Below are 329 nucleotides of genomic sequence, written 5' to 3' on the forward strand. Positions count from 1 at the left end.
TACCTTTCCACAAGGAAAAGTTCGTGGTATCATTCAAAAAGACTGGCGATCCAATGAAGTAATATCTTACCTTCCTGTGAACACTGACCGATTTAAAATCATTCAGCACATCACCCTCAATTGGCAGATCGGAACAGAAACTGCTATGATACAAGGTAAAAAATGCCAGTTGGCAACGGTAGAATATAAGGGCAGAAAGTATAATGCATGGTTTACCAACGAAATTCCCATTTCTGATGGACCATATAAATTTGGTGGGCTTCCGGGATTGATCGTCAAGATCGAAGACACGAAGAAACAACATATCTAGGAATTAAAAGGAATTGAAA

The 329-nt window shown here is 38.9% G+C and carries 1 protein-coding gene; it reads left to right on the plus strand.

What is annotated here, in order from left to right; genetic code table 11:
* The coding region (locus ACPYOJ_RS34940; RefSeq protein WP_481420319.1) for a GLPGLI family protein at positions 1 to 310 on the plus strand (310 nt) is incomplete at its 5' end.
* Positions 311 to 329: the final 19 nt, after the last annotated feature.

Source organism: Rhizobium sp. SVR5-9E, from assembly GCF_056755095.1.